The sequence below is a fragment of the Metapseudomonas boanensis genome (assembly GCF_018704125.1).
GTDB classification, from domain to species: Bacteria; Pseudomonadota; Gammaproteobacteria; order Pseudomonadales; family Pseudomonadaceae; genus Metapseudomonas; species Metapseudomonas boanensis.
Window position 1 is genome coordinate 125,228 of record NZ_JAGTIS010000004.1, and the last position, 23,498, is coordinate 148,725.

Consider the following 23,498-nt stretch of genomic DNA (forward strand, 5'->3'; position numbering starts at 1 on the left):
GACTCAGCCTCATGTCCTGGTGGTCTCGCCATCGACGCTGGCGACAGTCTGGTAGATCTGCATGCCACGAGCGATCTGGGAAATCTTGCGGGCGTACTGCGGGTCGGTGGCGTAACCGGCTTCCTGCAGCTCGCGCACAAAGCGCTCTGGGTTCTGTGCCGAGTCGAGGGCTTCCTGATAACGGCCATTGCGCTGCAGGAAGCTGACGAAGTCATGGAAGCTTTGCTCGAAGGAGTTGTAGGCACGGAACGACGCCGCCTCCTTCACCGCCTGACCGCCTTTGTATTCGGTGGTCATCACCCGCGCCGATTCGCCATCCCAGCCGCGATGGGACTTGATGCCGAACAGGTTGTGGCTACTGCTGCCGTCTTTCTGGCGGATGACCGACTTGCCCCAGCCGGTTTCCAGCGCAGCCTGGGCCACCAGGTAGCGCGGGTCGACGCCGATGCGTTCGGCGGCATCGATGGCCATCGGCAGCAGGGTTTCGATGAAGTCATTGCGTGAGGCGAATACCGACTTGCCGACGCCGGTCACGCTGACACGGCCCTGGTCGGCAACCGAGTCGCGCTCAGGCGCGGCAAAGGCTCTGGCTGGTGCCCAGTCGTTGCCGGCCAGGGGCTGCGCTGCCTGGGTTCGTTCGGCGGATGGCACGATGCCTGCGACCTGGCGCTCGCTCAGCTTGCCGGGCAATGCCAGGCGACGCTGGTTGATCAGCCTGGAGTCATCGCGCGTCTCAGTGACAGCGGTGGCTGAGCTGCCGACCGGTTTCTGCGGTGCACCCTGCAGGGCGCCATTCACCTCGGCGAAGGGGTTGGCTCGCCCGGCGTAACTCTTGGTCTTCGACAGCTGACGCGTGAGGACATCGGCCAGGCCGAGGCCGCCTTCCTTGGAAATGGTCACGGCCAACTGCTGGTCGTGCATTTCCTGGTAGGTCTTGGTTTCGTTGCTGTTCAGGTAATTGCCTTCGGCGAACACTTCGCCCGCCGAACGCATGGATTTCATCATCTCGTTGAGGAACAGCGATTCGAATTCCTGGGCCACCTTGCGGATGTTGGCCTCACTGTCGCGATCCTTGCCGACCTTGAGCTGGTTGAGGCGGTTCAGGTCGGTGTAGGCGCCGGAATCGAATTTGGAGCCGCCAGCGGCGGAGAGCTTGGAGTTCATCGCCGCGTCCTCAGATCACGATCAGGTCGGCCTGCAGGGCGCCGGCTTGCTTGAGCGCCTCGAGGATGGCCATGAGGTCGGAAGGCGCTGCGCCCACCTGGTTCACCGCACGAACGATCTCGTCGAGGGTAGTGCCCGGGCCGAACTTGAACATCGGCTTGGCCTCCTGGTCGGCGCTCACCCGCGAGCGTGGCACCACAGCGGTCTGCCCACCGGATAAGGCCTCGGGCTGGCTGACGATGGGGTCCTCGGTGATGGTCACGGTCAGGCTGCCATGAGTCACGGCCGCCGGTTGCACACGCACGTTCTGGCCAATGACGATGGTGCCCGTCCGCGAGTTGATGATGACTTTGGCCACCGCCTGGCCGGCTTCCACTTCCAGGTTCTCGATCACTGACAGGTAGTCGACGCGCTGGTTCGGGTCCAGCGGCGCGCTCACGCGTACCGAGCCGCCATCGACGGCCTGGGCGACGCCCGGGCCGAGCAGCTCGTTGAGCTTGTCGACGATGTTCTTCGCAGTGGTGAAGTCCGGACGGTTGAGGTTGAGGGTCAGGTAGTTGCCCTGCTCGAAGCCGCTCGGCACCGGGCGCTCCACGGTGGCGCCAGCAGGAATGCGACCGGATGACGGGACGTTGACGGTGATCTTCGAGCCGTCGCTGCCCTCGGCGTCGAAGCCCCCCACCACCAGGTTGCCCTGGGCGATCGCATAGACGTTGCCGTCGATCCCCTTGAGCGGCGACATCAGCAGGCTGCCGCCTCGCAGGCTCTTGGCGTTGCCGATGGAGGAGATGGTGACGTCGATGGTCTGGCCGGGCTTGCTGAACGGCGGCAGGTCGGCGTGGATGGATACCGCGGCGACGTTCTTCAGCTGCACGTTGCCGACGCTGGCCGGCACCTTGATACCGAACTGCGCCAGCATGTTGTTGAAGGTCTGCAGGGTAAAAGGCGTCTGGGTGGTCTGGTCACCGGTGCCGTTCAGGCCCACCACCAGGCCGTAGCCGATCAGCTGGTTGGTTCGCACGCCCTGGATGCTGGCCAGGTCCTTCAGACGCTCGGCCTGGGCAAGGCCAGCAACGACCAGCAGGCAGAAGGCGGAAATCAGTCGCTTCATGGTCAGCCTCATCAGAACGGGAACAGCGGGCTCATGAAGAACCGATCGAACCAGCCAGGCTGGCTGGCATCCGCGAAGGCGCCGGTGCCGGAATAGGTAATGCGCGCATCAGCCACGCGAGTCGAAGGCACGGTGTTGTCGGTGGCGATATCGTCCGCGCGAACCAGGCCTGCGATGCGGACCAGTTCATCGCCAGTGTTCAGGGTCAACCACTTCTCGCCACGCACCGAGAGAATGCCGTTAGGCAGTACTTCTGAGACAGTGACGGTGATCGAACCGGACAGGCTGTTGCTCTGCCCTGCCTTGCTGTCGCCCTTGGTGTCCCGCTCGCCGCTGTATGAAGCGTCCAGGCTCAGCCGCGCAGCATCCAGCGGATTGAGGCCGCCGTTGGGGTTGTTCACCGAGACGCCGCCACCGAACAGCGAAGTCAGGCCGATGTTGGCCTTGCTGTCCTTCTGGATCTGCGAGTTGGCATTCTTGCTGGCCTGGGTGCGCTCATTGAGGGTGATGGTGATGATGTCGCCCACCCGATAAGCCTTGCGATCATCATAGAGGTTGGTTTCGAAACCGGCCTGGTAGATGGCGCCGTTGTTCTGCGCAGCCGGCAACGGCGTGCGCGGCAGCACGGGCGCGTAGTACGGATCGTTCGGCTTCGGCGCCGGCTGGACACAGCCCTGAAGCAAGGTGATGCCAAGCAGCGAGAGAAGGATGATCGGCCGGTTCATGACAACTACCTCAGGCGTTACAGGTTCTGCGTGACGAAGGCGAGCATCTGGTCAGCGGTGGAGATGACCTTGGAGTTCATCTCGTAGGCGCGTTGGGTGGTGATCATGTTCACCAGCTCTTCGACGGTGCTGACGTTGGAGTTTTCCAGGGTGTTCTGTAGCACGGTGCCAAGGCCGGTCAGGCCCGGCGTGCCGATCTGCGGCGCGCCGCTGGAGGCGGTCTCCAGGAACAGGTTGTTGCCGATTGCCTGCAGGCCCGACGGGTTGACGAAGTCGGCGGTCTGGATGTTGCCGATCACCTGCGGGGCCGGGTTACCCACGGTGGTCACGGAGACGGTGCCGTCCTCGCCGACGGTGAAAGTCTGTACTTCGGGCGGCACCACGATGGCTGGCTCGAGGGCAAAGCCCTGCGAGGTCACCATCTGGCCATCGGAGTTGAGGTGAAAGCTGCCGTCGCGGGTATAGGAAACGGTGCCGTCCGGCATCAACACCTGGAAGAAACCGCGGCCGTTGACCGCCAGGTCCAGCGGTTGCTCGGTGGTTTGCAGGCTGCCCTGACTGAAGATTTTCTGCGTACCTGCAATGCGCACGCCGGTACCCAGTTGCAGCCCGGTGGGCAGCTCGCTGTCCTGGCTCGACTGGCCACCCGGTTGCCGGCGAACCTGGTACAGCAGGTCTTCGAACTCGGCGCGGTCGCGCTTGAAGCCGGTGGTCGAGACGTTCGCCAGGTTGTTGGAAATGGTGGTCAGGTTCATGTCCTGGGCGGACAGGCCGGTCTTGCTGACCCAAAGTGCCGGAAGCATCGTCATTCTCCTCGGGCGCCAGAATCATGGCGCCGCGTACTGGTGATTAGCTGAGTTGCAAGACCCGCGCCATTGCCGAGGCGTTGTCCTCGGCGGTGCGCATCATCTTCACGGAAAGCTCGAACTGGCGGGACAGCGAGAGGATGGCCGTCATCTCTTCCACGGCGTTCACGTTGCTCGCCTCGAGGAAGCCGGAAGTCAGGCGCACGGAGGCATCCGCCTCGGCCGGCTGCTGCGGGTCCTTGAGGCGGATCAGGCCGTCGGGGCCCTTCTGCAGCTGCTTGGGATCCGGGTTGACCAGCTTGATACGGTCGACTTCGGCCACCACGTTCGGCGCCTCACCGAGTGCGCGGATGCTGATGGTGCCGTCCTGGCCGATCTCGACTTTCTGCTCCGGCGGAATGGCAATCGGTCCGGCGTTGCCCATGACCGGCAAACCGTTGCCGGTACGCAGTTGACCCAGGGCATCGATCTGCAGGCTGGCAGTACGGACATAAGCCTCGCTGCCATCGGCAGCCTGCACAGCTACCCAGCCCTCCCCTTCGACGGCGACATCCAGATCACGACCAGTTTCCTGCAGGGCACCCGGGGTGAAGTCAGTGCCTGGGCGCTCGGTCATGGCATAGACACGCGCCGGAAGGCTGTCACCGAATACCGGCATGGAGCGGGCCTGTTCGAAATCTCGACGGAAACCCGTAGTGGAAATGTTCGCCAGGTTGTTGGCGTGGGCGCGCTGGGCCAGGGTGTTCTGACTGGCGCCGGACATCGCGACGTACAGCATCTTGTCCATGAAAATTCTCCGAGTGGGCGTTGCCGCCCTCTGCTCTTTGACTTCCATCTAGCAAGCGCCGTACCAGCCCCAAACATTAACCGTAAGACTTTGAATATTAAGGGTTTATAAAAATAAAAAAGCCCCATATAGGGCCTTGTCAAAGCGCTGGCGGCGAGGAACTGCCGCCAGCGGCAAGGACGTTTGCCGCCTGTAGGAGCGAGCTCGCGAATCCGCAGGCCCGGCAGGATGGGCCGGGCGGTGCACCGTTTGGGCCTGCAAACCCCATCGACCCGCACTGATGGGTTTCGCTCCGCTCAACCCATCCTTCGGATTGTCAACGCCGGCCAACGCGCAGCCACTCATCAACGCAGGTTGATGACAGTCTGGGTAAGGGCACTCTCGGCTTCGATGGTCTTGGCGCTCGCCTGATAGTTGCGCTGGGCGACGATCAGGTTGACCAACTGATCCGACAGGTCGACGTTCGAGTCCTCGAGCGCGCCCGACTGGATCGCCCCGAGGGTGCCAGAGCGGGGCGGGTTGCGCACCGGCTCTCCGGAATCAGCGGCCTGGATCCACTGGCTCTTGCCGACCGGTGTCAGCCCCTGGACATTGGCGAAGTTCGCCAGGATGACCTGCCCCTGCACTCGCGACTGGCCATTGGTGTAGCGAGCAAAGATCTCACCCTGATCACTGATCTCCACACCCGCCAGCTCTCCCGTGGTGTAACCGTCCTGGGCAACACTGTTGACGGCGAAGGCGCTGGCAAACTGTGTGGCCTGGCGGAAGTCGAGGCTGACACCCGAGTTGCTGATCGCCGCTCCATTGGCCAGGAACACTGGGTTTTCCTCACCATTGGAGGTGGACGGCACCCAACTCCTGATCTTCAGGGTGCCATCAGCATTCATCTCCCAGACATCGGTAGGCTGGGGAGCCGGCATGGCCGGGACTGCGTTTGGATCATAGGCGGCCGGACTGGTGCTGGTGACAGGTTGCAACTGGCCGACCGAATTGAAGGTCATGTTCGCGCTGACGGGAGTCTTGCCGGCCGCGGCAATGGCGGCGACGACGCTCTCCACCGTGGCGCCTGCAGCCACCGAAGCCGCACTGGCGGCCGTGACTTGGGCGGGCAGCACGCTGGGATCGGTACCGGCAAGGGTCGCCACCGCGGTAGCAACCGAGGCGGGCGTGGCACCAGCGGCGCTCGCCGCGGTGCTTGCAGCCAGGTTGGCCACCCCGGCCAAAGGATGGCTGCCATCGATCAGCACATTCATCGTCCAGGCGTTGGGGGCAGTCTTGACGAAGAACTGCGTCATCACATGGGCGTTGCCCTGGCTGTCGAAAATGTTCGTCGATGTCGACGAGTTGTAACTGGTTGGATCAGTGGGACTGAACGCATTGGTTGGAACAGTGCTGGTGGAGTTCAGGTTGAAGCCCTGAGTCACAATGCTGGTGGCCGCAGGCGCCTGGCTTGTTGCCCGGATCCTCAGGTTGCCGATCGAACCAGTCTGCAGGACACCATTGTCATCCGTGGTGTAGCCCTGAAGGTTGTAGCCGAAGTTATCGACGATGTAGCCGTTGCTGTCAGTCCCGAAGTAACCCGCCCGCGTATAGCTCAGGGCCCCATTGTTGCTGACCTGGAAGAAGCCATTGCCGTTGATGGCCAGGTCGAGGGCATTCTGCGTGTAGTTGATGTTCCCCTGATTGAACTGCTGGGAAACGCTCGACAAGAGCGAGCCACTGCCTTGGGGGTTCTTGCCGCCGCCCAGCACGGACGACGCGTAGATATTGGCGAACTCCGCGCGCGACTGTTTGAAGCCGACAGTGCCCGCGTTGGCAATGTTGTTGCCGGTAATATTGAGATCCGTACTCGCCGATCGCAGGCCACTCAGGCCATTGTTGAAACTCATTCGATAACTCCTTGCCGAATCTGCCGGCAGTTATTGACCGATGACCTGGACCTTGGACAGCCCGACGCTGCCAATGCCCGCGAGGTTGAGCATCAGCTCACCGCCGTTCTGGCCAAGAGTGACGCTGTCGACGTTGGCCGGCAGCATGGTGTAGAGCCCCTTGGTCTCACCGTCGTATTGGGCTTGCGCCTCGAACTTGTAAGTGCCCGGAGGCATGAGGTTCCCACTCGAGTCCTTGCCGTCCCACATGAAGCTGACGCTTCCGGCGCTTTGCTGCCCCAGGTTGATCCGGTTCACCACGCTTCCGCTGGTGTCGTAGACATTGACCCAGACGTTGCTGCTGCTGGCCGGCAGCGAGGCGCTGGCCTTGAAGGTCTCGCTGGTGTCCACCACTGCTTTCTCGGTGGGCACAATGACCTTGCGGCCGACCAGCGACGACGCCTGTAGCGCCTGGGAAGACTGGTAGCCGGAGAGCAACGACCCCATGCTGGAGTTGAGCTTCTCGATGCCCTCCACCTGGCTGAACTGCGCCAGCTGGGCGATGAACTCACCGTTTTCCTGAGGCGACAGCGGGTCCTGGTTGTTCAACTGGGCGACCAGCAGTTCGAGGAACTCGTTCTTGCCAAGGTCCTTGTTGCTCTTGGTCTCGGTCTTGAGGCTGTACTGGTCGAGAACCGACTGGGTGTTGGTCGCGCTCGTGGCGGTGCTGATACTCATGCTGTTCCCTCAGGTTCGGTTACTGACCCAGGGTCAGCACTTTCTGCATCATCTGCTTGGCGGTGTTCATCATTTCTGCGTTGGTCTGGAAGGCGCGACTGGCGGAGATCATGTCGGCCATCTCCTCGACCACATTGACGTTCGGGTAGTAGACATAGCCTTCGGCATTGGCGGCCGGATGGTTCGGCTCGTAGCGCGGAGTCAACGTGCTCTGGTCTTCGATGACGCCGAGCACCTGCACGCCGCTGCCGGACTGATCCTGATCGGCGAACAGTGAACCGCTGTCGCCAGTGCCGCCCATGGAGTTCTGGAACATGGTGGCGAACACCGGATGGCGCGCACGGTAGGTCTGGTCGATGCTCGAGGAGACCGTCTCGGCGTTGGCGATATTGCTGGAGATGGTGTTCAGCCGAGTGTTCTGGGCACTCATGCCGGTTCCGGCGATGTTGAAGATGCTGGATAGGGACATGGCTTGGCTCTCCGTTATTCGCCGCGCAGGGCGCCGATCAGGCCTTTGAACTTGCTGTTGAGCAAGGTGAAGCTGGCCTGGAATTGCATGGCGTTCTCGGTGTAGTTCGACTGCTCGATCTGCGGATCGACGGTGTTCTGATCGATCGACGCCTGGAATGGAATGCGGTACTGCAGCGCGGCCTCGCCCATCTGGATGCCCTCAGCGGCGATGTGGCGCTGGCTGGTCCGAGTGGCCTGGAAGCTGCCGCCAACAGTCTTCTGCGATTGCTGTGCGAGCACGCTGGCGAAGTCGAGGTCACGAGCCTTGTAGTTCGGGGTATCGGCGTTGGCGATGTTATTGGCCAGCACCTCGCCACGCTGAGCGCGGAAGCTGAGGGCTTGCTGGTGGATGCCGAGTGCCTTTTCGAAACTGATGCTCATGGTCCGTAACCTTTGCCAGTGGCAATGCTGGGTTGCTTGCCAAAGTGTCAGCAAAGGCCGTGCCATTTATTTTTTCCCTTTATTTTCAATGCCTTGGAAAGTTACCCCGGTAACAGCAAAGGCAAAAGCGGCAAAGCGGTTCCGCCTGTTGCCAAGGGGCGGCAAAGGCGGCAGGCGGCATTGCCGCTTGGCAAGGCAAAGGTGCTCAGAGGAAGACCGCTTCGCTAATGAACCCACCCCGTAGGAGCCAGCTTGCTGGCGAATGCGGGGCTGGGATCGCGAGCAAGCTCGCTCCCACGGCACGGCGATCGGCGTCGACCCGTCACGCTTGCAGGAGCCAGCTTGCTGGCGAATGTGGGGTTGGGTTCGCGAGTAAGAACCAGGCCTCCCCCTTTCTCCTACCAAGCGCCCCGCTCGAAGGTGGCCCCCACGGCTAGCTCGCCTTATTGGGCCGGGCGCTGCAGCGGATACAGCCGCTCGTCGAACTGTTCCAGACGCGGGAACTCAAGCGCTACGTCCTGCTCCAGCCCTTGCAGGCGTGCCTGGTAGCTACGCAGGAAGTCCTGCCGTGCCTCATAGCTGATGTAAGGCACGTGCCAGGCCACGAAGGGCGGCAGCACTTCCATGCCGACATAAGCCAGGGTGCCGCGCAGCAGCGGACGCAGCATGTCCTCCAGCGGCCCATGGATGGCGCCTTCACCGAACATGTGGTCACGCCCGCCCAGGGTCAGGGTCACCAGCGCCTTCTTGCCGGCAAGGCCGCCCTGGTCGTAGAAGCGCTTGCCGCCGTAGCAGACGCCAGATACCAGCACCCGGTCGATCCAGCCCTTGAGCATGGCCGGCACGGAGAACCAGTACAGCGGGAAGTTGAAGATAACAAGGTCCGCCCAGAGCAGCTTATCCAGCTCAGTCTGGATGTCTGCGGCAATTCGCCCGGCCTTGACGCCCTCGCGCTGCTCCAGCGCATACACCAGGTAATCCGGGTTGGCCCGCTCGGAAAAATCCTCCGCGCTGGCCACGGGGTTGAACTTCATCGCGTAGAGGTCTGAGACCAGCACCTGATGCCCCTGACCTTGCAACGTCTCCGCGGCCAGGTCACGCAGGGCGCTGGTGAAGGATTGAGGCTCGGGGTGGGCGTGGACGATCAATACGTTCATGGGGTGTCCTTGAATGGAGAGGCCGGCGTGTACCGGCCTGATGATCAGATTTGGATGGCCTTCACTTCGACGAATTCCGCCAGCCCTTCTTCACCCCACTCGCGCCCGTTGCCGGACTGCTTGTAGCCGCCGAAAGGCGCGCGGTAGTTGAAGGCGGCGCCGTTGACGAAGCACTGCCCGGCGCGCAGTTGCCGCGCCAGTTCCAGGGAGCGCTCTCGGCTGGCGGTCCAGACCGCACTGGACAGGCCAAAGGGCGAGTCATTGGCGATGAGCACGGCCTCTTTCTCGTCGGCGTAGGGGATCAGGCAGAGCACCGGCCCGAAGATTTCTTCCCGGGCAATACGCATGCGGTTGTGCACGTCGGCGAACAGCGTGGGCCGCACATAGTAGCCTCGCTCGAGGCCCACGGGCGCGTCAGCGCCGCCAATCAACAGGCGGGCGCCCTCCTCCTCTCCGATGCGGATGTAGTCACGCACAGTGCGGCGTTGGCCGGATGAACACATCGGGCCGAGGAAGGATTCCGGATCCAGCGGGTCGCCCATGCGCAGCGCCTCGGTTTCGGCGCTGGCCAGCTCCAGCGCTTCGGCGTAGCGGCTTGCTGGCAGCAGCATGCGGGTCAGTGCCGTACAAGTCTGCCCGGAATTGACCATCACATCCTGTACGCCGTAACGCACGGCCGCCGCCAAGTCGGCATCGGCACCAATCAGCAGCGGCGACTTGCCGCCCAGTTCCAGGCAAACGCGCTTGACCGTCGGCGCTGCTGCCTCGGCCACCCGCACGCCGGCGCCGGTGGAACCGGTGAAGGAAACCATGTCGACATCAGGGTGACGCGCCAGCGCCTCGCCAACCTTGGAGCCGGGCCCGCTGACCAGGTTGAAGACTCCGGCCGGCAGGCCAATGGCCTCGATCAGCTCGGCCAGAAGAAAGGCATGCAGCGGCGTTTCCTGGCTCGGCTTGACCACCACCGTGCAGCCAGCCGCCAGCGCCGGCGCCAGCTTGCCGATCATCTGGTGCAGCGGGTAGTTCCAGGGGTTGATGAAGGCGCAGACGCCCACCGGCTCACGGACCACCAGGGAGTTGCCGACCTCGCGCACCTCGTCCATGTGGGCGGCCAGTCCGGCGTAGCTTTCCAGTCCCTCAATCGGGCCCTCGACCTGGATGGCCCGGCACCACTGCACCGGCATGCCAAGTTCGGCGGTAATCAGTCCGGCCATCTCATCCGCACGGGCTTTGAGCTGTTCGGCCAACGCACGGATGTAACCTGCGCGCACGCTCGACGGTGTCCGCGCCCAGGCGGCAAAAGCTTGCCGGGCTGCTGTAACCGCACGCTCCACATCCGCCTCATTGCCGAGCGGCACGCGGCCGGCGACTTCTTCCGTCGCCGGATTGATGACCTCGGCCATGCCGGAACCCTGGGGCGCGACCCAGGCGCCGCCGATGAACAGGTGGCGATACTCACGCATAGCGTTTCTCCTCGATCAGTTCGGTGGCGCAGCGGGCGATGCGGCGGCAGGCTTCCTGCAGCGGGCCGCTGCCCAGCACCAGGCCCAGACGGATATGCCCGGCGGCGCTGGGGCCGAAGGCTTCGCCAGCGAGCACGGACACGCCGTAGAGATCCAGCAGGCGGTCCGCGAAGTCCTGGGCGGAGAGGCCAGTGGGGCGAATGTCGACCATCACGAACATGCCGCCATCTGGTTTCAGCGCGCGCAGGCCAGGGCAGCCGGCAAGCGTCGCGCACACCAGGTCACGGCGCTGGCGGTAGGCCTCGCGCATCGCTGCCAGCTCCGGCAGACCTGCCTCCAGGGCGACGCAGGCGGCGTCCTGGATGAAGTCGGGCGACCCGTAAAGCATGCACAGGGCGAGGTTTTCGAGATGCGCGGTGAGTGCCTCGGAGCCGACCACCCAACCTACCCGCCAGCCAGTCATGGCATGGGATTTGGACAGGCTGTTGAGGGTCGCGGTGCGCTCGGCCATGCCCGGCAGGCTGGCCGGGCTGATGTGCTCGCCCTCGAACAGAAGCTCGCTGTAGACCTCGTCGGAGATCATCCAGAGGTCGTGGCGAACGCACAGTTCGGCAAGAGCCTCCCAGGTAGCGCGCGGCAGGCTGGCGCCAGAGGGGTTGTGCGGGCTATTGATCGCGATTGCGCGGGTCCGCGAAGTAATGACCGCCGCGACGTCTTGCGCCTGGATACGGAAGCCGTTTTCCGAACGCACTGGAACCGGCACGACCTTGGCGCCACAGGCGCCGAACACCGCCTCATAGGTCACATACATCGGCTCGGCGACAATCACCTCGTCACCCGGATTGAGCAGGCACTGCACGACGCTGAACAGCGCGCATTGGGCGCCCGCCATTACCGCCACCTGGTTGGCGGCCACGCCCTGGCCGCTGCGCGCGTTATGCCAGGCCGCGATACGCTCACGCAGGGCAAGCTTGCCGCGCACATCGGAGTAATGAGTGTTGCCGTTCAGCAGGCTGTCGATAGCGGCCTGGACGATGGGTTGTGGGGTATCGAAGTCCGGATCGCCGACGGACAGCAGCAGAATGTCGTCGCCACGTGCCTGACGTTCCAGGGCGCGGTAGTGAATGTTCCAGGCCGCCGCGCCGTCGCCGGCAATGCGTTGAGTGAGATCGGAAAAGCGCATGGCAAGCTCCTTGGCCCGGCTCAGCGAGCGCAGGCGTGTTTCAGTTCGATCAGGGTGACGCCCGGATGGGCGAAGCCGCCGCGCAGGTCGCCTTCCAGTTCGTCGAGGCTCTGCGGTTGCTTCACCACGCAGCCGAAGGCACGGGCGAGACCGATGAAGTCCGGGTTACGCGGCAGCACGCCCACCGGCTCGATGTCCAGGGTGAGCATGTCGTCGCGGATCTGGCCCAGGGCATCGTTGTTCCAGAGCAGCACCACCAGCGGGCTGTCCAGCTCCTCGGTGGCAGTAGCCAACTCCTGGGCGGTGTAGAGGAAGCCGCCATCGCCAACCAGCACCAGGCCCGGCCGCTCTCGCGCGCCGAACTTGGCGCCGATGCCGGCCGGCAGGCCGTAACCCAAGGTGCCGTAACCAGTGGGGTGCAGCCAGCTGCGCGGTGCCCGACTGGCAAAGGCGTAGTTGCCGGTGTAGGCGAGTTGGGTCATGTCCGTGCTGATGAAGGCGTTGGCCGGCAGCACGGCAGCGATGCGGTCGAGAATCGCCTGGTGAATGGCCTGCAGCGGTGCGTGCTCCTGGCGAATGGTTTCACGCAGGCGAGCGACTGTACCGATGGCCGACGTGGCGTCGCGTGCCGCATCCGGCAACTGCGCCAACAAGGCCTCAAGCGTCAGCCGGGCATCGCCACGCAGGGCTATGGCGCAGGGGTAGAAATCATTGAACTTGCGCGGGTCGATATCGACGCGAATCAGGTCACCAGTGAGCGGCAGGCGCTCGCGCCAGAAATCGGTGTCGGCCATTTCGGAGCCGACCGCCAGAACCAGGTCGGCTTCGGCAATCAATTGCCAACCTGGCACCACGCAGAGACTGGCGCCGGCGTTCAGCGGTTCTTCGGGTGGCAGCAGGCCTTTGCCGGCCACACTGGTGAACACCGGCGCGGCCAGCCGCTCGCTGAGCGCCTGGAGCGCCTCACCAGCCTGCAGCGCACCGCCACCGGCAATGATCATCGGTCGCTTGGCCGCCGCCAATTTCGCAACGGCCTGCTGAATGGCCTCTACGGCAGGCACGCCACGTCCAGGACGGCGCACGACATCGTTGCTCCAGTCACGCGCCACGGGGGCGGCCAGCACGTCCAGCGGCACGGAAATGTGCACGGGACGCGGGCGCTCGCTGTCGAACACGGCAAAGGCACGGGCCACCAGTTCGGGCAGGTCCTCTGCAGTCAATGCCAACGCCGAGAAGGCCGTGATGGGCGCAGTCATGGCGCGCTGGTCCTGGGTCTCATGCAAGCAGCCCCAACCCTTGCCGAGGCTGGCAGTGTGGTTGACGCTTGAAATCACCAGCATCGGGATTGAATCGGCATAGGCCTGGCCGATGGGCGTGGCCGCGTTGGTCACGCCCGGGCCGGTGATCAGGAAGCATACGCCCGGCTTGCCGCTGACTCGCGCATAGCCGTCGGCCATGAAGCCGGCGCCCTGCTCGTGGCGGGTGAGCACATGGCGGATACCGCTTCCCGGCAGGCCCCGGTACAGCTCCAGGGTGTGCACGCCGGGAATGCCGAACACGGTGTCCACGCCGTAGTTGGCCAGCAGGCGGACCAAGGCCTGGCCGCCGGTGAGGGTGTTCTGTTGTTGCATGAGGTGTCTCCTCGAACCAATTGCCAAGACTTGTAGGAGCGAGCTTGCTCGCGAACGGCCGTGCGCCGGACCTTCGCCAGCAAGCTGGCTCCTACAAGAGCGTCATTCCCCTAGGCGGATCAGCGCATCCACCGCGACCGCACCGTCGGCGCTCACCAGCAGCGGGTTCACATCCAGCTCCAGCAACTGGTCGGCGTGCTCGCAGGCGTAGTCGGCCACCGCGCGGATGGCATCCACCAGTGCGTCCATGTGCACTGCCGGGCGGCCCCGGAAGCCGCTAAGCAAGGGGGCACTGCGCAGGCCCAGCAGGGCATCGCGGATCGCCGCATCAGTAGTCGGCAGCAGCAGGCTGCGGCTGTCCTTTAGCAACTCGACGAGGATGCCGCCGGCGCCAATCACCAGCGCCAGGCCGAAGCCCTCCTCGCGCTTGATGCCAACGATCAGTTCCGCCAGTGGCGGTGTGGCCATGCGCTCCAGCAGTACCTGGTCGAAGACCACCTGCGGCGCATGCCGGGCGAGGCTTTCGCGCATGTCGAGCAATGCTGCCTCCAGGGCCGCCTCGTTGCGCAGGTTGAGCGCCACGCCACCAACTTCGGTCTTGTGCGGCAGTTCGGCGCTGACCGCCTTGAGTACCAGCGGGAAGCCGAGGTCTGCAGCTGCCTCGCGGGCCTGGCCGGGCGTGCTCAGCACGGCGCTGGGCAGCGGCACGCCAAAGGGCTTCAGCGCCTGCTTGGACTGCCACTCATCCAGAAGCCAGCCCTGGCCCTCCAGGGGCAGCGGGCAGATCGGCACCAGCGCCGAGTCGCCGCGCGCAAGCAGCGCATCGCGACGCTGGCGGTAGTGGGCGATGCGCCCCCAGGCAGCGAGACCATCCTCCACCCCCTGCAGGGCGGCGACGCCCCGGGCGTGTAACAGCTCGCGGGCGTGTGCAGGCAGCAGTTCGGGAAAGGCCGAGGCGATGAAGCCGACCTTGCCGTGACGTTGCAGCGCTTCACAGTAGAGTTCCAGCAGCAGGTCGCACTGCGGACGCTCGCCGGTTTCCTCACCGGGATAGTCGAGCACCAGCAGGGCCGCGTCTGCGTCGCTGCGCAGCGTGCTGTCGAGCATTCGGCGCAGGGCTTCGCCGTCACCCCAGATGGCGGTGGTGAAGTCCAGTGGGTTGGCGATGTTCGCGTAGTCAGGCAGCACCTCAGCCAGCTCGCCGCGTTGGCCTTCGTCAAGCCTGGGTAGCGCCAGGCCGTTGCGTTCGGCGTAATCGGCGATCAGCCCGGCGTCGCCACCGGAGCAAGCCAATGCGACCAGACTCGGGCCAGCCGGAAGATTGCCGCAGGCGGCGGCCTTGAGGGTTTCCATGAAGCTCACCGGGCCGCTGACACGGATCACCCCGAGGCGTTCGAACAGGCTGTCGTACAGCGCATCAGATCCGGCCAGCGAGCTGGTGTGGCTGAGTGCCAGTTCGGCACCGATCTGCGAAACGCCGGTTTTCAGGGCGATGATCGGGATGCCTTTCTCCAGAGCCTTGTGCGCGGCCCGGGCGAAACCGGGAACATTCTTCAGGCCTTCCAGGTGCAGGCCGATGGCCGTGACGCGCGGCTCATCCAGCAGCACGTCAATCAGTTCGGCCACGCCCAACTGGGCCTGGTTGCCGACCGACACCATGTAGGCCACCGGCAGCGAACGATCGCTCATCGACAGGTTGTAGGCGAAGTTACCGCTCTGGGTGAGCACCGCCACGCCCTTCTCCACCAGCTTGCCGCCATGGGCCACCGGCCACAGGGCGGCGCCGTGCAGGTAGTCGAGCAGGCCGTAGCAGTTGGGCCCGAGCAGGGCCATCTCGCCGGCGGCGGCAAGCAGCTCGCATTGCAGGGCCTGGCCTTCTTCACCGGTCTCGGCGAAGCCGGAGGCGTAGCAGATGGCGCCACCGGCATCCTTGGCGGCGAGCTCGGCGACCACGCCGAGGGTCAGCTCGCGGTTGGTGGCGATGAATACGGCGTCCGGCCCGCACGGCAGGTCAGCGACGCGGGCCACGCAGGGTACCCCTTCGAGTTGGGCGTGCTGCGGGTTGACCAGCCACATCTGGCCGGTGAAGCCGCCTTCGGCACAGCGTTTGAGCGCACGCGCCATGCTGCGCCCGCCAATGAAGGCCAGGTGCCGAGGCGCCAGCAGGCGCTTGAGATTGTCACGTTGGGTCATGGTCAACCTCCGGTCAGCGCAGCAGCGGTCGCAGCAGTTCGCGGGAAATGATGTGGCGCTGGATTTCCGAGGTGCCTTCCCAGATGCGCTCGATGCGCGCGTTGCGCCAGATGCGCTCCACCGGCCCTTCATCCATCAGGCCCATGCCGCCAAATATCTGCACGGTCTCGTCCGCCACGCGGCCGAGCACTTCGCTGGCGAACAACTTGGCCATGCCGGCTTCGCCATCGGTCATGGTGCCCTGGTCCATTTTCCAGGCGGTGTGCAGGGTCATCAGCTCGGCGGCACGAATCTGCGTAGCCATGTCGGCGAGCTTGAAGGAAATGCCCTGGTAGGTGCCGATGGGCTGGCCAAACTGCTTGCGGTCGGCGGCCCATTGCAGGGAGAGGTCCAGCGCGCGCTGGGCCTGGCCGACGCAGTTGGCAGCGACCATCACCCGTCCGGCGGTGAGCCAGGCATTGGCGACTTCCCAGCCCTTGTCGACCTCACCGAGCACCTTGGATTCCGGCACGCGGCAGTCGTCGAAGAAGATCTCATAGGTGTGGTAGCCCTTGTTGCTGACGCACTTGGGCCCACGGCGCACTGTCATCCCCGGGGTGCCCTTGTCGACCAGGAAGGCGGTGACGGCATTGCGCTTCTTGCCGTTGTGCTCATACGTGTCGGTGACGGCGAAGACAATGGCGAAGTCGGCGTGACCGGCGTGGCTGATGAAGTGCTTGCTGCCGTTCAGCACGAAGTCGCCGCCATCACGTACCGCGCGGGTCTTGATCGAGTTGGCGTCGGAGCCTGCGCCCGGCTCGGTCAGGGCGAAGCAGTCGATTTTCTCCCCCTGGACGCTGGGCAGCAGATATTGCTCGATCTGCTCGCCCTTGCACGCCATGAGAATCTTCGAAGGGCGCGCAACGAACACGTGCAGCGCCCAGGACACCTTGGACAGTTCACGTTCTACGAGCGCCTGGGACAGGTAGTCGAGGCCACCGCCGCCCACTTCCTCCGGCATATTGAAGGCGTAGAACCCCGCCGCCAGGGCTTTGCCGCGAATCTCGGCGGCCAGCTCCGGGGAGACCGCATCGGCACGGTCGACGGCTTCTTCATGGGGCAGCAGCTCCTTGTCGACGAAGGCGCGTACCGCGTCGACCAGCATGTCCTGTTCCTGGGTGAGTTGGAAATTCATATCCGAATCCTCTTGCTGGGAGCGGCGCTTCAGCGGCCGATGAAATGGGGGGTACGTTTTTCCGCGACCGCGCGCAGCGCCTCGCCGGCGTCTTCGCTGCGACCGCAGAGCAGCCCGGCGGCCTGTTCGGCAACCAGTTGCCCGGCCAGGCTGCGGCTCGCTCCATCACGGATCAGCGCCTTGGTCTGGGCGAAGGCGAAGGTGGGGCCGGCGGCCAGGCGCGTGGCCAGTTCACCGGCAACCTGCAGCAAGGCGTCGTCGGCACAGACCTCACCGACCAGACCGACGCCCAAGGCACGCTCAGCGCCCCACAGCTCGTCGAGGAACAACAGGCGCTTGGCCTGTTCAGCGCCGATCAACCGCGGCAGGTGCCAGCTGGCGCCGGCGTCCGGTGCATAGGCCATACCGGTGTAGCCAGCCTTGAAGCGCGCTGACTGTGCGGCGATGCGGAAGTCGCAACACAGCGACAGGTCCATCCCCGCGCCGACAGCAGTGCCATTGATGGCGGCGATGGTCGGCTTGGCCAGTCCGTGCAGCCGGGTCATCAGGGCATGCGCGGCTTCGGTCCAGCCGTAGGTTTCCAGCTCGCCGCAGGCCTCGGCCTCGGCCCACTCGGCAAGGTCCGCCCCTGCGCAGAAGCTGCGACCAGTCCCCGTGAGCACCAGGACGCGAACGGCCGGGTCGGCTTCATGGGCATCGAGCAGCGCGTGCAGGGCCTTGAGGGTGGGGATGTCCAATGCATTGCGTTGCTGTGGGCGGTTCAGGGTGATCCAGGCGATGCCGGCTTCAACCTGGCTGAGCAGGGAGGCTGGGGTAGTCATGCGAGCCCTCGTCTTGTTGTGTTTGGTCATGAGGATGGGAAAGCTGGACGCCATACTAAACAAGTGTTCAGCAAGCCGACAATCCTCCCCGAATGGGGTATGTAACAACCGAGAGACAAGCCTATCTAATTGTTTTAAAAGACTTTTAATTGGAGAGACAAAAAACGGATGCAGGTGTTGTTACATCTTTGAACAACTCAGAGCCTGCCTGTGATGGGCCGGGCGGAGGGTGGATGTGCGCACGGCCGCAGGGGGGCGGGCGGCGGTCCGCTGAGCCTGCGATCCCCATCGATGGGAATCACTTCGCTCGTCCCATCCTACGCAGCGCGAAGTCCCTTCCTGCTCGAGCAAACGGTCGCAAACAAAAAAGCGCGGCAGATTGCTCTGCCGCGCTTTCGTGGGACGCTTCCGGGATCAGGCGGCCGGAATCGGCGCTAGGCTGCGCTGGCGCTTGAACTGCGTGAAGTAGTAAGCCCCATAGCACAGGGAGATGAAACCGAAGCCCCAGTACAGCGAAGGCCGCTGCGTCGGATCCATGGCCAGGAACACGAACAGCGAGACGCACAGGAAGATGCAAGCCATCGGAATCAGCGGGAACAGCGGCGCTGCGTACCTCAGGTCCTGCACGGTGCCGCCGGCCTTGTAGTGCGCCTTGCGGAAGCGGTACTGGGCCAGGGCGATGACGATCCAGGTCACGGTCCCGGCCAGGCCGCTGATGGCCGTCAGGACCATGTAGAGGGTCTCGGCGGCGATGAAGCTGGTCAGCAGTGACAGCAACGCAAAGCACAGGGTGATGGCCAGGGCATAGAGCGGCACCCCACGGGAGCTGAGCTTCGCCAGGCCGCGCGGCGCCATGCCGCTCTTGGACATGGCCCAGAGGATGCGGGTGGAGGCATAGAGGCCGGAGTTGCCCACCGAAAGGAGCGCTGTAAGGATGACGATGTTCATCAGGTCGGCGGCGAAGGGGATGCCGACCATGTCGAACACCTGGACGAAGGGGCTTTCCACCAACCCGGCTTGCTGCCAGGGCACGATGGCCGACAGCACGAGAATGGCCAGCACGTAGAAAATCAGCACGCGGAACACCACGTTGCGCACGGCACGCGGGATGCTTTTCTCAGGATTCTCGGTTTCACCGGCGGCTACGCCCATGATCTCGCAGCCCTGGAAGGCGTAGACCACGGTCATCATCACCGCGAACACGGCGGAAATGCCGTTGGGGAACAGGCTGTCGCCCATCAGGTTGTTGAACATGGGGGCCGGTTCGCCACTGGCCAGCGGCAAACCACCGAAGATGGCGAGGATGCCAACCACGATGAAGCCGAGGATGGCGGCCACCTTGATCCCGGAGAACCAGTATTCGGCCTCGCCGAAGGCGCGGGTGGTCAGGGCGTTGAGGGAGAACAGCACCGCCACGAACAGCGCCGACCAATACCAGATGGGCACGTCGGGGAACCAGCGGCCCATCAGCATGCCGGCGGCGGTGAATTCCAGGCCCACCGTGGTGGCCCAGCTCATCCAGTAGACCCAGCCGATCATGAAGCCGGTGCCGGGGCCGATGTAACGCGTGGCGTGGGCCTGAAATGAGCCGGAGACCGGCATCTGTACCGAGAGCTCGCCCAGGCAGACCATCACCAGGTACATCAGCAGGCCAGCCACCAGATAGGCCAGCACGGCGCCGACCGGTCCGCCCTGGTTGATGATGACGCCGGACCCCATGAACAGGCCGGTGCCGATGACACCGCCAAGGGACAGCATGAAGATGTGCCGGCTTTTCAGCGAGCGGGTGAGCTGGACGCGATCATCAGTCATGGCGCACCTCCTGGGAGGCACAGCAGGCGAACAGGCACGAAAGGTGAACTTGGCGGCGGGTCATTATTCTTGTCTCCAATAAGCCACGAAAACCGAGGTCCCGGGCGGCGAGGTCTTCGCCAAGCCCGCGGATGCGGTTGAGGCCGATTATTGGAAGCCCTTGTAAGACGCCGTTGAACGTTGCGATCGAAGTTGTAAAAAGTCGTAAGGAAATTGTTCGATTTCAGGCGGAGGGGCGCAGTAGTTCGTCAAGCATGTCGCTGGAACGCTGCAGGATGCCCTCCAGTCGGGGCTGTAGCACCGGCAGACTGGCCTGGTCTCCGTCCTGGGCAGCCGCCTCAAGCTCTCGCAGAACTGCTGCCAGGGCGCGGAAGCCGAGGGAATCGCTGCTGCCGGCCAGCCGGTGGGCCAGATGCTCGACCTCGGCGCAGTCGCGGGCCTGCAATGCATCGAGCAGGCCGATGCGGTGATCGTCCAGCGTGCGCCGAAGCAACTCCAGCAAACCCTGCAGCTTCTGTTCACCAAGCAGGCCCCGGTGCGTCTGCAGCAACTGGCTGTCCAGAAGTTCGTCGTCGCCTCCCGTAGGCTGCCCCCCTGCATCCCCGGCCAAGGCACGGCGCAGGTCCGCAAGCTTCAGGGGCTTGGCCAGAGCACCCTGCATGCCGGCGTCCAGGCAGCGGCGCACCAGGGTTGGCTGCAGACTGGCGGTGAAGGCGAGGATGCGGGTATCGCGATTGGCACCCCGGCCATCGCCGCGAATCAGCCGGCACAGCTCGATACCGCTCATGCCCGGCAGGTGTAGGTCGAGCAGGATCAGGTCGAATCGCTTCTGCCGGCACAGCACCAGGGCCGGTTCGGCATCCTCAGCCAGGCTGGTGCGGTGGCCGTCGTGTTCCAGCAAGCCGGCCACCACTTCACGGTTGAGGGCGACATCTTCCACCACCAGCACGTCGAGGGCGTCTGCCAGGATCGGGGCGACCGGCTGCGGAGCCTGGCTGCTGACATCTTCCAGGGCGACCTCGAACCAGAAGCAGCTGCCCTCGCCTTCCACGCTTTCGACCCCAATGCGGCCGCCCATCAACTCCACCAGCCGCTTGCTGATGGCCAGCCCCAGGCCGGTGCCACCGTAACGCTGCGCCACCTCCTCGCTGGCCTGGGTGAAGCGCTCGAAGATCCGTGCCTGCACCTCCTGGGCGATGCCGATGCCATCGTCGCTGACACTGACGCGCAGACGCTGGGCCCCGGGCACTTCGTCCAGCAGCCGAACCTCCACAAGGATTTCCCCTTCCTCGGTGAACTTCACTGCGTTGGCCAACAGGTTGCTCAGCACCTGGCGCAGGAACTGCTCGGCGCCGCGACACTCGACGCGCACCCGCGGCTCGATGCGCGAGCGCAGCACGGTGCCGTTGGCGCTGGCCCTGGGTTCGAGCAGAGTGAGCACCTGTTCGAGCAGGGCTTTCAAAGAGAAGTCCACGAGCTCGGGCCGGCCCTCACCTTCTTCGAGGCGAGCGAAGTAGAGCACTTCGTTGAGGATCGCCAGCAGCCCTTCGGCGGCTTTGTGCAGCGCTTCCAGGCGCTTGCCGTCGCGCTCGCCCAGAGCCGCGCCACGCAGCAGCTCGGCCATTCCGAGGATGCCGTTGAGCGGCGTGCGGATTTCGTGGCTCATCGTGGCGAGGAAGCGCGATTTGGCGAGGTTGGCCGCCTCAGCCTCCTCTTTGGCGCGCTGCAGGCTGGCGGTGCGCCGCTCGACCATGTTTTGCAGGGCGGTCCGGTCTTCCTCGCGACGCTGGATATCATCGAGGATTGCCCGGCGCATATCGTCCAGGGCCTGGGCCACCGTATCGATTTCGTCCACTGCCCTTCCCGGCCGTCGATTCAGACGCAACGCCTCGTGCCAATTACCAGTGGCGATGCCACGGGCAAAGTCGGCCATCACTCGTAGATGGCGAGTGACCAGGCGGTGGAACAGCCAGGACAACGCCACCGCCAGGCCGCAAAGAAACACGCCCATCCACAACAGGCTGGTCAGGCCGGTGGCATAGAGGCGTCGGTAAACCGCCCCCAGGTCAATGCTGATCTCCAGCTCACCGAGGTGGCGGGCTTTGCCGTCAGGCGGCAGGTAGGTGAGTTCGAAACGCTCCCGACGCAGCGGGCCGGCCAACTCGTCCGAACCCAGTTGCAGATCGAAGTCTGCGCTGCTCAAGCGCACCTGGGCGATATCCGGGAAATCCGCGAGGCCGCGCAGCTGCATCTTCAGCTGTTCCTGGTTGAGGTCCCAAAGGCTGCGTTCGAAGCTTTCCAGGTAGCCGACCCGTATCAACTCCAGTCGCGCCTCGATGTCGCGCATTTCACGGCGGTATTCAAGGAGCAGCTGCACAGCGCTGGCCACCAGGGTAAAACACAGGCTGAACAGCAGGATGAACAGCAGCAGGCGGCGCAGCAGACCGCTAGGGAGCTTCACGCCGTTCATTCGCGCGGCTCCGGTTGAACGATCATGTCGCGGTAGGTGGCTTCACTTTCCCCCAGCCAGCGCTCGATCTCGCCGCTGTCGGTCAGGCGCTGCAGCTCCCGGTCGATCTCCGCCATCCGCGCTGCCAGGGGTGAGCGACGCGAGACGGCCAGGCGCAGATGGTCCACCGCAAGGGCCAGGGGCAAGGCGCGGATATCACCACCACCCTGCAAGTACTCGACATAGAGAAGACCAGTGCGACGTTCGTGGGCGATGAAATCGATGCGGCCACGGATCAGCTTGCCGAAATTCTGCTTGCTGTCCGAGACCCACTCGATATTGCCGGCTCGGGCCACCGCCTCGTCAAAAGCCTCGCCATAACTCTCGCCGAACAGTAGCCCGCCGCGGTAACGCGTCAGGTCTTGTATCCGCTCGACCTGGAGCGGATGCCGACGGTTGTAGAAGACCGTCACCTCTTCCCGCAGCACCGGCACCTGGGCAAACGCCAGGTACTGCTCGCGCTCTGGGGTCCGATAGGCCAGCACCGCATCGACCCGCCCTTCAGCAGCATCCAGCAGGCAGCGCTTCCAGTTGCCCAGTACAACCATTTCCGCGTCCAGCCCAAGGCTGGCGAACACCGCCTGCACCACGCGTGGGGCAATGCCGCGCATATGCTTGCCGTCGCTCCAGGAGATTGGCGGGTATACCGGGTGATCGCAGTAGCGCACCGCCTCGGCGGCGTTCGCCGTGCAGCCGAGCAGGAGGATGGCCAGCAACCAGAGGCGCGCCATGACTTCAGGCAACGGAGGCCGTGGCGGTGAACAGGTAGCCCGCGCCGTGGATGGTGATGATCAACTGCGGTTCGGCAGGATCGTCACGCAGCTTGCGCCGCAGGCGCCCCACCAGCACGTCGATGGAGCGGTCATTGGGCAGCCACTCGCGGTTGCGGATCTGGTCCATCAGCTGGTCGCGACTCAAGGTGTGCCCGGCGTTACGCAGGAAGACGCTGAGCAGCTGGAATTCGCCATGGGTGAGCAACGTCTCGCTGCCCTCATGGTCAATCAGGCGGCGGCGGTCGATGTCCAGCACCCAGTCGGCGAAGCGTTTGAGCTGGCCTCCTGCGGCCACGGCTGCCGGCGCAGGTTGCTGGAAATGACGCACCCGGCGCACCAGGTTCTTGGCGCGAGACACCAGTTCCCGGGGATTGAACGGTTTGATCACGTATTCATCGGCACCGCACTCGAGGCCGACGATGCGGTCGATGTCGTCATTGCGGCCGGTGATCAGGATGATCCCCACTTCCGAGCGAACGCGCAGTTCTCGGGTCAGGGTCAGGCCATCCTTGCCAGGCAGGCGGATGTCCAGCAAGACCAGGTCGACCGGGCTTTCCGCCAGGCACGCTTCGGCATCTTCTGCCGTGCTGGCGCAACGGACGTCATAACCTTCCTGGCCGAGATAGGAGTGGAGCAGTTCACGAATCAGCGGATCGTCGTCAACGATCAGCACACTGGGAGCCATCAATGTT

The 23,498-nt window shown here is 64.4% G+C and carries 20 protein-coding genes; all 20 read right to left on the reverse strand.

Annotated elements, in window-relative coordinates:
* Nucleotides 1-9: 9 nt before the first annotated feature.
* Complete coding sequence (flgJ, locus tag J7302_RS09955; RefSeq protein ID WP_215373371.1) at nucleotides 10-1,164, reverse strand: flagellar assembly peptidoglycan hydrolase FlgJ; 1,155 nt, start codon at nucleotides 1,162-1,164, stop codon at nucleotides 10-12.
* A 10-nt stretch (nucleotides 1,165-1,174) separates the two neighbouring features.
* Entirely contained in the window at nucleotides 1,175-2,275 is a 1,101-nt protein-coding gene (locus J7302_RS09960; RefSeq protein ID WP_215373373.1) for a flagellar basal body P-ring protein FlgI, read from the reverse strand.
* 11 nt (nucleotides 2,276-2,286) lie between these two features.
* The gene (gene flgH, locus J7302_RS09965) at nucleotides 2,287-3,000 is read right to left on the reverse strand and encodes a flagellar basal body L-ring protein FlgH (protein ID WP_215373376.1); all 714 of its coding nucleotides are present in this window, start codon (nucleotides 2,998-3,000) and stop codon (nucleotides 2,287-2,289) included.
* A 17-nt stretch (nucleotides 3,001-3,017) separates the two neighbouring features.
* Complete coding sequence (gene flgG / locus J7302_RS09970) at nucleotides 3,018-3,803, reverse strand: flagellar basal-body rod protein FlgG (protein ID WP_215373379.1); 786 nt, start codon at nucleotides 3,801-3,803, stop codon at nucleotides 3,018-3,020.
* 46 nt (nucleotides 3,804-3,849) lie between these two features.
* Nucleotides 3,850-4,593, reverse strand: a complete 744-nt coding sequence (locus J7302_RS09975; protein WP_215373381.1) for a flagellar basal body rod protein FlgF — start codon at nucleotides 4,591-4,593, stop codon at nucleotides 3,850-3,852.
* Between the two features lie 344 nt (nucleotides 4,594-4,937).
* Entirely contained in the window at nucleotides 4,938-6,482 is a 1,545-nt protein-coding gene (locus tag J7302_RS09980) for a flagellar hook protein FlgE (protein WP_215373384.1), read from the reverse strand.
* A 30-nt stretch (nucleotides 6,483-6,512) separates the two neighbouring features.
* Complete coding sequence (gene flgD, locus J7302_RS09985; RefSeq protein ID WP_215373387.1) at nucleotides 6,513-7,199, reverse strand: flagellar hook assembly protein FlgD; 687 nt, start codon at nucleotides 7,197-7,199, stop codon at nucleotides 6,513-6,515.
* A gap of 19 nt (nucleotides 7,200-7,218) precedes the next feature.
* The gene (gene flgC, locus J7302_RS09990) at nucleotides 7,219-7,668 is read right to left on the reverse strand and encodes a flagellar basal body rod protein FlgC (RefSeq protein WP_215373389.1); all 450 of its coding nucleotides are present in this window, start codon (nucleotides 7,666-7,668) and stop codon (nucleotides 7,219-7,221) included.
* Between the two features lie 14 nt (nucleotides 7,669-7,682).
* On the reverse strand, nucleotides 7,683-8,090 hold the full coding sequence (flgB, locus tag J7302_RS09995) for a flagellar basal body rod protein FlgB (protein ID WP_215373391.1): 408 nt from the start codon (nucleotides 8,088-8,090) through the stop codon (nucleotides 7,683-7,685).
* 443 nt (nucleotides 8,091-8,533) lie between these two features.
* The gene (locus J7302_RS10000; protein WP_215373393.1) at nucleotides 8,534-9,247 is read right to left on the reverse strand and encodes an NAD(P)H-dependent oxidoreductase; all 714 of its coding nucleotides are present in this window, start codon (nucleotides 9,245-9,247) and stop codon (nucleotides 8,534-8,536) included.
* A gap of 44 nt (nucleotides 9,248-9,291) precedes the next feature.
* Nucleotides 9,292-10,710, reverse strand: a complete 1,419-nt coding sequence (locus J7302_RS10005) for an aldehyde dehydrogenase family protein (RefSeq protein WP_215373395.1) — start codon at nucleotides 10,708-10,710, stop codon at nucleotides 9,292-9,294.
* Entirely contained in the window at nucleotides 10,703-11,893 is a 1,191-nt protein-coding gene (locus tag J7302_RS10010) for a pyridoxal phosphate-dependent aminotransferase (protein ID WP_215373398.1), read from the reverse strand. Before J7302_RS10010 ends, J7302_RS10005 begins: the two co-directional genes overlap by 8 nt.
* Before the next feature lie 20 nt (nucleotides 11,894-11,913).
* On the reverse strand, nucleotides 11,914-13,524 hold the full coding sequence (locus J7302_RS10015; RefSeq protein WP_215373400.1) for a 5-guanidino-2-oxopentanoate decarboxylase: 1,611 nt from the start codon (nucleotides 13,522-13,524) through the stop codon (nucleotides 11,914-11,916).
* A gap of 102 nt (nucleotides 13,525-13,626) precedes the next feature.
* Complete coding sequence (locus J7302_RS10020; protein WP_215373403.1) at nucleotides 13,627-15,717, reverse strand: acetate--CoA ligase family protein; 2,091 nt, start codon at nucleotides 15,715-15,717, stop codon at nucleotides 13,627-13,629.
* A gap of 13 nt (nucleotides 15,718-15,730) precedes the next feature.
* Complete coding sequence (locus J7302_RS10025) at nucleotides 15,731-16,891, reverse strand: acyl-CoA dehydrogenase family protein (protein ID WP_215373406.1); 1,161 nt, start codon at nucleotides 16,889-16,891, stop codon at nucleotides 15,731-15,733.
* 29 nt (nucleotides 16,892-16,920) lie between these two features.
* On the reverse strand, nucleotides 16,921-17,712 hold the full coding sequence (locus tag J7302_RS10030; RefSeq protein WP_215373408.1) for an enoyl-CoA hydratase/isomerase family protein: 792 nt from the start codon (nucleotides 17,710-17,712) through the stop codon (nucleotides 16,921-16,923).
* 414 nt (nucleotides 17,713-18,126) lie between these two features.
* Complete coding sequence (locus tag J7302_RS10035; RefSeq protein WP_215373410.1) at nucleotides 18,127-19,524, reverse strand: amino acid permease; 1,398 nt, start codon at nucleotides 19,522-19,524, stop codon at nucleotides 18,127-18,129.
* 223 nt (nucleotides 19,525-19,747) lie between these two features.
* Complete coding sequence (locus J7302_RS10040; RefSeq protein ID WP_215373412.1) at nucleotides 19,748-21,994, reverse strand: ATP-binding protein; 2,247 nt, start codon at nucleotides 21,992-21,994, stop codon at nucleotides 19,748-19,750.
* Nucleotides 21,991-22,764, reverse strand: a complete 774-nt coding sequence (locus J7302_RS10045; RefSeq protein WP_215373415.1) for a substrate-binding periplasmic protein — start codon at nucleotides 22,762-22,764, stop codon at nucleotides 21,991-21,993. Before J7302_RS10045 ends, J7302_RS10040 begins: the two co-directional genes overlap by 4 nt.
* Before the next feature lie 4 nt (nucleotides 22,765-22,768).
* Entirely contained in the window at nucleotides 22,769-23,491 is a 723-nt protein-coding gene (locus J7302_RS10050; protein ID WP_215373417.1) for a response regulator transcription factor, read from the reverse strand.
* Between the last annotated feature and the right edge of the window lie 7 nt (nucleotides 23,492-23,498).

Coding starts and splice junctions, on each gene's coding strand:
- flgJ (WP_215373371.1), bottom strand. CDS start 1,164: ATGAACTCCAAGCTCTCCGCCGCTGGCGGCTCCAAATTCGATTCCGGC.
- J7302_RS09960 (WP_215373373.1), bottom strand. CDS start 2,275: ATGAAGCGACTGATTTCCGCCTTCTGCCTGCTGGTCGTTGCTGGCCTT.
- flgH (WP_215373376.1), bottom strand. CDS start 3,000: ATGAACCGGCCGATCATCCTTCTCTCGCTGCTTGGCATCACCTTGCTT.
- flgG (WP_215373379.1), bottom strand. CDS start 3,803: ATGCTTCCGGCACTTTGGGTCAGCAAGACCGGCCTGTCCGCCCAGGAC.
- J7302_RS09975 (WP_215373381.1), bottom strand. CDS start 4,593: ATGGACAAGATGCTGTACGTCGCGATGTCCGGCGCCAGTCAGAACACC.
- J7302_RS09980 (WP_215373384.1), bottom strand. CDS start 6,482: ATGAGTTTCAACAATGGCCTGAGTGGCCTGCGATCGGCGAGTACGGAT.
- flgD (WP_215373387.1), bottom strand. CDS start 7,199: ATGAGTATCAGCACCGCCACGAGCGCGACCAACACCCAGTCGGTTCTC.
- flgC (WP_215373389.1), bottom strand. CDS start 7,668: ATGTCCCTATCCAGCATCTTCAACATCGCCGGAACCGGCATGAGTGCC.
- flgB (WP_215373391.1), bottom strand. CDS start 8,090: ATGAGCATCAGTTTCGAAAAGGCACTCGGCATCCACCAGCAAGCCCTC.
- J7302_RS10000 (WP_215373393.1), bottom strand. CDS start 9,247: ATGAACGTATTGATCGTCCACGCCCACCCCGAGCCTCAATCCTTCACC.
- J7302_RS10005 (WP_215373395.1), bottom strand. CDS start 10,710: ATGCGTGAGTATCGCCACCTGTTCATCGGCGGCGCCTGGGTCGCGCCC.
- J7302_RS10010 (WP_215373398.1), bottom strand. CDS start 11,893: ATGCGCTTTTCCGATCTCACTCAACGCATTGCCGGCGACGGCGCGGCG.
- J7302_RS10015 (WP_215373400.1), bottom strand. CDS start 13,524: ATGCAACAACAGAACACCCTCACCGGCGGCCAGGCCTTGGTCCGCCTG.
- J7302_RS10020 (WP_215373403.1), bottom strand. CDS start 15,717: ATGACCCAACGTGACAATCTCAAGCGCCTGCTGGCGCCTCGGCACCTG.
- J7302_RS10025 (WP_215373406.1), bottom strand. CDS start 16,891: ATGAATTTCCAACTCACCCAGGAACAGGACATGCTGGTCGACGCGGTA.
- J7302_RS10030 (WP_215373408.1), bottom strand. CDS start 17,712: ATGACTACCCCAGCCTCCCTGCTCAGCCAGGTTGAAGCCGGCATCGCC.
- J7302_RS10035 (WP_215373410.1), bottom strand. CDS start 19,524: ATGACTGATGATCGCGTCCAGCTCACCCGCTCGCTGAAAAGCCGGCAC.
- J7302_RS10040 (WP_215373412.1), bottom strand. CDS start 21,994: ATGAACGGCGTGAAGCTCCCTAGCGGTCTGCTGCGCCGCCTGCTGCTG.
- J7302_RS10045 (WP_215373415.1), bottom strand. CDS start 22,764: ATGGCGCGCCTCTGGTTGCTGGCCATCCTCCTGCTCGGCTGCACGGCG.
- J7302_RS10050 (WP_215373417.1), bottom strand. CDS start 23,491: ATGGCTCCCAGTGTGCTGATCGTTGACGACGATCCGCTGATTCGTGAA.